The sequence below is a fragment of the Microcoleus sp. Pol12A5 genome (genome assembly GCF_036701435.1).
Classification (GTDB): domain Bacteria; phylum Cyanobacteriota; class Cyanobacteriia; order Cyanobacteriales; family Microcoleaceae; genus Microcoleus.
Genome location: NZ_JAUBQU010000082.1, coordinates 20,283 through 29,337, shown reverse-complemented (window position 1 = coordinate 29,337; position 9,055 = coordinate 20,283). Strand labels below are relative to the sequence as shown.

General features: G+C 43.9%; 10 protein-coding genes. 3 read left to right on the top strand and 7 right to left on the bottom strand.

Features of this window, described 5'->3' with window-relative positions:
- The first annotated feature begins 157 nt into the window (after positions 1-157).
- Positions 158-541: a VOC family protein gene (locus QUA45_RS20000; RefSeq protein WP_333221941.1), complete on the top strand. Its 384-nt coding sequence runs from the start codon at positions 158-160 to the stop codon at positions 539-541.
- Positions 542-835: 294 nt separating this feature from the next.
- Here QUA45_RS20000 and QUA45_RS19995 read toward each other — a convergent pair whose 3' ends face one another.
- The 3 genes from QUA45_RS19995 to QUA45_RS19985 all read right to left on the bottom strand — a co-directional run bounded on the left by QUA45_RS19995 (position 836) and on the right by QUA45_RS19985 (position 4,112).
- Positions 836-2,545: an ABC transporter ATP-binding protein/permease gene (locus QUA45_RS19995; RefSeq protein ID WP_333221940.1), complete on the bottom strand. Its 1,710-nt coding sequence runs from the start codon at positions 2,543-2,545 to the stop codon at positions 836-838.
- A 562-nt stretch (positions 2,546-3,107) separates the two neighbouring features.
- Positions 3,108-3,377, bottom strand: a complete 270-nt coding sequence (locus QUA45_RS19990) for a hypothetical protein (RefSeq protein WP_445243035.1) — start codon at positions 3,375-3,377, stop codon at positions 3,108-3,110.
- Between the two features lie 63 nt (positions 3,378-3,440).
- Positions 3,441-4,112 carry a phosphoribosyltransferase family protein gene (locus QUA45_RS19985; protein ID WP_333098313.1) on the bottom strand — a complete coding sequence of 224 codons (672 nt, stop codon included), beginning with the start codon at positions 4,110-4,112 and terminating at the stop codon, positions 3,441-3,443.
- Between the two features lie 192 nt (positions 4,113-4,304).
- Between QUA45_RS19985 and QUA45_RS19980 the strand changes: the two genes are divergently transcribed.
- Complete coding sequence (locus QUA45_RS19980; protein ID WP_333098315.1) at positions 4,305-4,982, top strand: uracil-DNA glycosylase; 678 nt, start codon at positions 4,305-4,307, stop codon at positions 4,980-4,982.
- Positions 4,983-5,084: 102 nt separating this feature from the next.
- Here QUA45_RS19980 and QUA45_RS19975 read toward each other — a convergent pair whose 3' ends face one another.
- Positions 5,085-5,300 carry a hypothetical protein gene (locus QUA45_RS19975; protein WP_333221939.1) on the bottom strand — a complete coding sequence of 72 codons (216 nt, stop codon included), beginning with the start codon at positions 5,298-5,300 and terminating at the stop codon, positions 5,085-5,087.
- A 250-nt stretch (positions 5,301-5,550) separates the two neighbouring features.
- Here QUA45_RS19975 and QUA45_RS19970 point away from each other — a divergent pair, with 250 nt between their 5' ends.
- Positions 5,551-5,997 carry a hypothetical protein gene (locus QUA45_RS19970; RefSeq protein ID WP_333098318.1) on the top strand — a complete coding sequence of 149 codons (447 nt, stop codon included), beginning with the start codon at positions 5,551-5,553 and terminating at the stop codon, positions 5,995-5,997.
- A gap of 440 nt (positions 5,998-6,437) precedes the next feature.
- On the opposite strand, the gene QUA45_RS19965 is transcribed toward QUA45_RS19970, so the two are convergent.
- The 3 genes from QUA45_RS19965 to tyrS are packed head-to-tail and all read right to left on the bottom strand — an operon-like array spanning position 6,438 to position 9,054.
- Positions 6,438-7,037 (bottom strand): hypothetical protein, encoded by a 600-nt coding sequence (locus QUA45_RS19965; RefSeq protein ID WP_333098320.1) that lies wholly within the window; start codon positions 7,035-7,037, stop codon positions 6,438-6,440.
- A 37-nt stretch (positions 7,038-7,074) separates the two neighbouring features.
- The gene (pyrF, locus tag QUA45_RS19960) at positions 7,075-7,782 is read right to left on the bottom strand and encodes an orotidine-5'-phosphate decarboxylase (RefSeq protein ID WP_333221938.1); all 708 of its coding nucleotides are present in this window, start codon (positions 7,780-7,782) and stop codon (positions 7,075-7,077) included.
- 39 nt (positions 7,783-7,821) lie between these two features.
- Complete coding sequence (gene tyrS / locus QUA45_RS19955) at positions 7,822-9,054, bottom strand: tyrosine--tRNA ligase (RefSeq protein WP_333221937.1); 1,233 nt, start codon at positions 9,052-9,054, stop codon at positions 7,822-7,824.
- Position 9,055 lies beyond the last annotated feature (1 nt).

Below are 9,055 nucleotides of genomic sequence, written 5' to 3'. Positions count from 1 at the left end.
TATGAATTACGCACTTGATTTACCTAAATACTTCATCTTATCATGTTTTAGGTTGAAATTAAGATGCGTTTACCCTGGACGAATTGGAGGATTTTAAATAGATATAAAGTTATAATATTATCAATTTCCTATTACCAATTCCCCCTTACCAATTTATATGAGTTTCCAATACAGCGCCGCCCTAGTGACTTTAGCAGACCTTGATAAGGAAGTTCTCGTTAAATTTTACAAAAATTTTCTAGACATAGAACCAAACCCTTACATTCCCAATACTTATGCTGAATTTCAACTCCCAGGCTTAAGACTCGGCATATTCAAACCCAAAGATTCCCACAAATCGGAATTTGCAAATCGAGCAAAAACAGGCATGAGTCTGTGTTTGGAAGTCAGCAACCTCGAAACTGCGATCGCCAGAATTTGGGCTTTAGGTTATCCGCCCAACGGAGAAATTATCAAATCTTCTCACGGTCTAGAAATCTATGCCTTCGATCCTGCAGGCAACCGCATAATTTTACATCAATCTAATGAAAATGTAGGATGAGAGCTAATTATTCGTCAATACGGTTCAGTTAATTTTTTTTATCCGAATAGAGCTTTGGGCGAAGCATAAGCCCTTCGGCCAGGCACGCGCCTTCGCAGTATCTATTTATTTTTCAGAGTGTTTTGTCTCCATGAGTGTCTTATCCCAAGCGTATTGCGCTATAAGATACAGTGTTTTTTGACGAGTTTGCCGTTTACGATCGTCCCAATTACTCCTGTTCTACCCGATCGCACGCCTGGAATTTTGAGGCGGATACGGTAAAGACAATTACTTGCAGTTCGGCAATTGCATTTTTCAAACAAACTCGGCGAGATAGGGGCTGTAATCTTTAGCCGATATCAGATGCCAATTGGTATTACCAACTAGCCTTAAGACCTGCTCGTGATACTGTACCAAAGTCGGACGGTGACCGACACTGATAAAGGCAGTTCCTGTTTCTTTGAGCAACTGATAGAGCCGTCTCTCGTTAGCCACATCCAATGCACTCGTTGATTCATCCAAAATAGCGTAGCGAGGTTTAGTCAGCAGTAGGCGTGCAAATGCTAACCGTTGTTGTTCTCCTAGTGACAAAACATCAGCCCATTCCAATTCCACATCAAATCCACCTACCCGTTCTGGCAAATGGGAAAGATTGACTTGTTCGAGTACTTCGTGCAGTTGTTCATCCGTAACTTGACCGCTGGTGTTGGGATATAGCAATTGGCTGCGTAAGTCCCCTAGCAGCATATAAGGCCGTTGGGGCAAAAACAGCGTTTCCTCCGGTTTAGGACGAACAATGCAACCCGTACCCGCATTCCACAATCCTGCGATCGCTCGCATTAACGAACTCTTGCCAGCGCCAGAAGGTCCAACAATCAAGACGCTTTCACCCTGCCCCACCTTGAAAGATAAATCTCTAACTAAGATTCGCTCATAGTTAGGCGTCTCTAAGGTAACCCGTTGGAGGGCTAGATAGTGCTGTTCCACAACATCAATCGTTGCCATGCCGGCTTGAGGTGCTGCCATTTGCTCGGACAGAACCCGATCAAATGTTCCTAAACGATTAATCTGAGTGGTAAAGTTAGTTAGCATATCAAAATTCTCGGCAATAAAGCCCAGGGCACTTAAAATAGACACAAACGCTCCAGAAGCTTGCGTTACCTGCCCAAAATCTATCTGACCCGCAAAGTATCGAGGAGCTAAAAAAACTATAGGTAAATTTGTAAATATCATCCCGGTTCCTTGCGTAAAGAAACCAACGTTACGCTGCAAGACAATCAGGTTATTAAAATTATTCAAGACTTGATTAAATCGCTGTGATACTGCACTAAATTCACGCTCTTCACCTCGGTAAAATGCAATAGATTCACTGTGGTCTCGAACATGAACTAAACTATAGCGAAAATTTGCTTCTCGTTGTAACTGATTGAACTTTAATCTACTTAATCTCTTACCTATAAAGATAGTGAAAACAGTTTTAAAAGCAGCGAGTATCAATACAACTAAAGTCAGTGCCTTGTCAATTGTAAAGAGAACGCCAAGAAAAGAAATTATTGTGACAACTTGGTTGAATAATAATCCCCAAATATCAATATTTTGCTTAACAAACAAATTAACGTCTTCAGCCAAACGCTGATCGGGATTATCAACCTTATCATTGAACTTAATTTTGTAGAAACCTTGATTGCTAAAATATTTCTTCAGTAAGTGATTCGTTAGCCACTTTCGCCAGTAGAGTTGCAGTACATTTTGCGAATAGAAGAAGAAAACCATAATGGGCGTGAATATGGCAAACAGACCCAATAGCATCAGCCACATCTTATAGAAGTCTGAAACATTCTTTCCCGTGACTGCATTCATCAAGTCTCGCATAATATAGCTCTGGACTATGCCCACAGCATTGAAACCTAGCATTAATAACATTACGAGGGCGAACAACCCCCTAGCTCCCCATTTTTCTCTGGAAAAGAAGTAGGGGTTGGCGATCGACCAAAACTGCTTTACCGACTGCTTCAATTGATTCATCTTTTCTTATGGGTAAAAAAATTGTGCTTTGGTGGAAACTACCTGTAGCGGATGGGGCAATTCTCATCGTTCTTGTCCATCAGCGACACCTGGTATGGGTGATGCTCCCGTGGTACTTCCCTAATGATGCTCGGATCACTTCAGGATTTCTATCTTAAGGTAGATGACACATTTTAAACTTCAGTAAGTTTACGAATTTTAAATCAATACGGTTCAGTTAATTTTTTTTTGTCCGAAGAGAGCTTTGGGCGAAGCATAAGCCCTTCGGGCAGGCACGCGCCTTCGCTGTATCTATTTTTCACAGTGTTTTGTCTCCGTGAGTGTCTTATCCCAAGCGTATTGAATTATTGGTGAAGTCTCGATCTTCTCTTCTCTTCCTACCCTACCCTTCGGGAACCCCTGCGGGGAACGGGAACGGCTTCGCCGAAGGCGTCTTCGCGGTTCGTTCAAAAAAACCTCGAGTTCACAACCCGCTGAGGATTGCGATATAAGTTATGCAATTGCTTGACCACTTTCGCAATCACATGGTCAAACCCGCCTCTAAAACTCAAAACGGAATTAACTATCTAATCAGTTCAGCAAAACTATAAAAACTGATAATTAATAACAACAAAGCTGTCAGATGAGTTAGTTGAAATTGAGGCCGCGGGCCGATAGATTCCCGCACCAAAATTGAAAAAGAGGAACCAATTATATAACTCAGAGATAGCGTTAAATACTGCCACTGTAATGTTACACTCCACAGCCCGAGCAAAATCATCGCCAAAGTTAACATTACCAACTCAACAAAGCGAGGCGGATTGTGCTGAGTAGACAGAATCAAAGTGTCCAACCAATATTGCCAAGGTCTCATGTTTTAGCGATCGAGCTTTTAGATTTAGCCTTCTAGCTTAACCTACGATCGCCATTCAGTTTGTTGCTGCAAACACCTTAAAGCCTCCGCCGTCTCAACCTGCGGAAATTGCCCGTAAAAGCGACTGACACTGTAAAAAGGGTGAGGAGTCTCCAGAACAATCAACTTCTCGCCCATCTGGGCCAAAAATCCCATCAAATCTGCCGGTGCGACAGGCGCGCAAATCCACAAAGCCGCCGGTTGCTGCGACTCCACAGCCTTAGCCGCCACAGCCATCGTCATCCCCGTAGCAATGCCGTCATCTACCAAAATCGCCAAAGCCCCAGTCGCGCTGATATTTGGGCGTCCAGGAGACAAATCTGCCAGCAGAGATTGAGCATTATTTTGAGCCCGGGGCAGGGCTGATTTTTGCAAGCGTAAATTGTGCTGCTTTTGCTTTTCCCAGAGGACGTGACCGTCAGCAGTTGCAGCCCCGATCGCCAATTCTAAATTATCTGGGCGAGTAATTTTCTTGGCGACAACCACATCCAAAGGACAGCCCAACCGACGCGCAATCGGCACAGCAACGGGCAAACCCCCGCGCGGCAAGGCGTAAACAATCGGTTTCACCGCCTTCTGTGTCGTTAAACTCAACTTGCCGAACTCGTCCACAACTGCCTCGGCCAGTTTTTCGCCTGCATCGGCGCGATCGTCAAAAAACGGGTTAGAGAACATATTTTTGCCTGTACGAGCTCAACCAAACAATTGGAGATTGTGCCAGTGTTAATTAAATATTGTGCGTGAAGCGCAGCTATCCCGTAGGGAATCGACAGCATCGCACACAAGCTTCTAGCCAATCTCAAATCACCAAACCCGATCTAAACTATAAACTCTAGACTCCAAAATCTCTCCCTAATTGTAAAATTTATGTCCAGCGACTTGCAACTGAGCCTTTTTGACAACAATCAAAGTGCCACTTTCCAAACAGACTCAATACCAGCAAATGCCAAAATTCCCATTCCTCCCGGCACTTATCAAAATATGGAACAAATCGGCGAGCACTGCAACCGCTGCTACCGCTGCGAATTGGGCAACAGCCGCACTCACGCCGTCATCGGGCGCGGCAATCCTCAAGCCTCAATTTTGATTGTGGGAGAAGCGCCCGGACAAAACGAAGACGAAACCGGATTGCCCTTCGTCGGGCGATCGGGCAAACTGTTAGATAAGATTTTAGAATCCGTGGGATTGAGTGCAGAAACCGACGTATTCATTGCCAACGTCATCAAATGTCGCCCTCCCAACAACCGCCCTCCCACAGCAAAAGAAATCGAAGCTTGCAAACCATACTTGCTCGAACAAATTCGCATCTTAGACCCCAAAATTATTTTATTAACCGGTGCAACAGCCCTCAAAGGTTTGTTAAGCGACAAGCGACCAATTAGTAAAATCCGAGGTCAATGGATTGAATGGGAAAATCGTTTGTGTATGCCTATTTTTCACCCATCGTACTTGTTGCGAAATCCCTCCCGTGAACCGGAAACTCCGAAATGGTTTATGTGGCAAGATATGCAAGCTATCAAGGCGAAATTGGATGAATTAAAATAGCAATTATAATAACTTTTTGTTTTTGCGTTGTATGGGCGGGTTTCACAAACAATAATTGTCTAAAACAGATAATATCGTAAACCCGCCCCTCCGGTAAATCGCTTAACCAAAAATTTGTGGATTTTCTGATACCTCTGTCAGGAACAGGCATCTTGCCTGTTCCACAATAAAATTATTTTCTGTCAGGAACAGGCAAGATGCCTGTTCCACAATAAAAATTATTTCATGTGGGGAGTAGGGGTTGGGCGTCTCGCCCGCCCGCAAGATGGGGAGCGTGTCATTTTTGCGATGAGTATAAATACTGGTTAACCCCACCATGACTTTTTTTGCCGATCATCAGTATCAATAGTCGCAACAGTTTTTATATAGCCCAATGGCTTATGCTCGCTTGACTTCGCAGCCCCTGTGGATAATTAAATCAATGTCAGATCCACGCCTGACTTACATTTAATTCGACTTTTTTATGATCCTTGCCCCGCGTAAGCTTGTAGTATCGTTCCAAAAACTGTCCGGAGTATTGCAGTATAATAGGGAATAATTATCATCTCTTCCCACTTGATATATAATCATGAACAACTTTATTGAAGCTATTGGTGGACTAATAGGAATCCTAGCTTTTGTGAAAGGCATTATTGAGTTCGTAGAACTCAATAGGATAAGTAGATATGAGAAGTTTCATGAGATGAGCAAAAGATTCGATGAGAACGAGTCAATCCAGAAAGTCTGTGAGCTTTTGCATGATAGCTCTAGCAGCATATCAGTCACAAAACAGGAAAAAGAGGTATTTATCTGCTTTTTGGAAGAGATTTACTTTATGATTATGTCTGGTATAATGAAAAAGGAAATTGCACTGTACACATTTGGCTATTATGCAAGAGAAGCAATGCACAGCCAAAGATTTTGGCACGATCTTGATAGGGGAGAAGAGTATTACACAGTATTCCATAAATTCTGTCGAATGGTCTCTATCTTTGAGCCAAGCAAACTCGGAGTCAAGGAAACGCTGAAATACTGAGCACCATGAAGATAAATTCTTAGGTCACAATGTACTTTTGACGGGTTATCCTTTGATTTAGAATTGAGTATTTCCTAATTTAGAAGGTCAAACATCTTCGGAATTTCCAACTTATCTATTTCCACCTCATGATTTATTAACAGCGGACATTATACTAGATATTATAAAAAAGGTGTTATTAAAAAAAGAGGTAAAAGTAATGACACAGGTATAAGTCCTACAACCATCGGCACTCCAACCCAAGGGTTAGAACTAACAAAAGACATGAAGCCACTCCCATCCAGACTGTTAATTAGACCCCAACCAACAACCAACCGCAAGATGCCTGTTCCACAATAAAATTATTTTCTGTCAGGAACAGGCAAGATGCCTGTTCCACAATAAAAATTATTTCATGTGGGGAGTAGGGGTTGGGCGTCTCGCCCGCCCAAAAATACAATTTAGTTGCGGGACAACTTATTTTTTGCCTGACAATCTCGCAACCACAAACGGATAGCCTCAGCAATTGCGCTTTTCTCGCTATCTTGCTCAAATAAAGGACGAATATCCGCCCCATTACCAAACCGAGAAACAATTTTTGCCAACTCCCAGCCGTTCTCCGTTTGATTTAAAAACAGCCAATGATATTGCTCAATTTCAACTCGTTGTCCCCCGCGATACTGCCGTTCCAAAGTAGTAATGAAAACTTGACTGGCATTTTCAGGAAGTGCATCTTCAAAATTTAAAGGTAGCGGTTCAAACTCCGGCCGGCCGGCTAAAATTATTTGAGGCAGCGCGTAACCGGACGGTGTGTTTTTGTTAGGAGAAAAGTGCGATCGCACAATTACGCGATTAGCATAACTAGGCAAATCTTGCAACAGGCGATCGACCAAAGTTTCTAAATCAGCGGCACAGGGCGATCGCACTAACAAACCATACCGACTGGCATTGATACTGTTAGTATGATTTGTCATAAAATCAACTGCAAAAGTCGGAGTTGCAACCGCAGATATCAGCAGATAAACACAGATAAACGCAGATAAAATTTTATTGGCGTTCATCGGCTTTTATCGGCTGTAAAAAACAACATTTCTATTGTTACTCCAACTCTTCACAAATACGGGTAAAAGCCGCCACTGGATCGGGCGCAGCAGTAATTGGCCGCCCAATCACCAGATAATCCGCACCAGCTTTCAAAGCAGCCTTTGGAGTCATCGATCGTTTTTGATCCCCTCCATCGGCCCATTTCGGACGCACACCGGGACAAACTAACAGAAAATCATCCCCGCAACTCATTCTTAACTGTTCCACTTCTTGCGGAGAACAAACAGCCCCAGCTAAACCCGTTTCCTTAGCCAACAATGCCATATGCAAAGCATATTCCGGCAACTCCAAAGGTATTTTCAACTCAAAAGCCAACTGTCGCGAATTCAAACTCGTCAACAGAGTAATTGCAATCAACTTAGGACTGGGTTTATCCACAGCCGCCCCTTCAGTCAAAGCCAACTGTGCCACTTTCAAAGCATCTTTACCACAAGTAGAATGGATAGTCAATAAATCCACATTATACTTAGCAGCAGCCCGACAAGCACCAGCTACAGTATTCGGGATATCGTGAAACTTCAAATCGAGAAAAATCCGCTTTTCCCGCTGTTTTAAAATTTCCAAAATCCCCGGACCGGAACTCACAAACAATTCCAAACCCACTTTCCAGAAAGATACTTGCGGCAGTTTGTCGAGGAGTGCGATCGCCTCTTCTTGACTCGAAACATCCAAAGCAACAATAATTCGATTATCAGCGTTCATCAGCATTCATCAGCCTTCATCTGCGGTAAAAAAATAGATTCAAGACACCAATCGCACAAACTTATTCTTCCCAACCTGCAAAACCTTACCGCATAAATCAGCCGGTGATTCAAAAGTAAGATTAACATCAGAAACTCGATCGCCCTCCAACTTCACCCCACCGCCCTGCATCAACTTCCGCGCATCACCGCTGCTTTTACAAAGCCCGCTAGCACTCAGAATATAAAACAACTTAGCCGGAAACTGCACACTTGCCAAGGAAAACTCGGGCACTGCATCAGCTTGTCCCGCCGCACCTTTAACCAGTGCCATTGCATCTTGTTGTGCGCGATCCGCTGCTTCCGAACCGCGATATTGGCGCACCACATCCACAGCCAAAAGTTTCTGTTTTTCTCGCGGATTTTCTGGCAATTCATTAAGTGGCAAATCTGTCAAGAGTTCAAAATATTGGGCGATCGAACTATCAGCAATTTTCTCCAACTTAGAATACATAGTCAGCGGGTCTTCCGACAAACCTACATAATTGCCCAAAGATTTCGACATCTTTTGTACGCCGTCAGTGCCGATCAAAATCGGCATCAGCAAACCAAACTGCGGTTTCATCCCAAAATGCCGCTGCAAATCTCTCCCCACCGCAATATTAAACTTTTGGTCGGTTCCCCCCAACTCAACATCAGCTTCCAAAGCCACTGAATCGTAACCCTGCATTAGCGGATACAGAAACTCATGCAGATAAATCGCGTTTTCCTGCTGCATCCGATTATCAAATCCCTCTTTAGCAAGCATCTGCTGCACCGTCATCGTCCTCAGCAGTTCCAAAATCTTCGCCAAATCCAATTTCGACAACCACTCGGAGTTGTAGCGAATTTCCAAACGTCCGGGTGTGTCAAAATCTAGAATCGGACGCACTTGGTCTAAATAAGTCTTGGCATTTTCCGCCACTTGTTCGGCTGTCAACTGGCTGCGCGCCTCTGATTTCCCTGTCGGATCGCCAATTCTTGCGGTAAAATCTCCGATGACCAGTACCGCTGTGTGACCGGCATCTTGAAAAGCCCGCAGCTTGCGGACGCAAATGCTGTGTCCCAGGTGAATGTCACTCCCTGTCGGGTCAATTCCCAGTTTGACGCGCAACGGTCGATCGACTTTTGCCAGCAGTTGGGCTAAATTTTCGTCAGGGTTGCTAGAATCAGGTCGATCTGGAAAAATCTCGCTGACGCCGCGGTAAAGCGCTGAAAGGTTAGGAGTTATCATCGGGAAGCGATCGTTCATCATA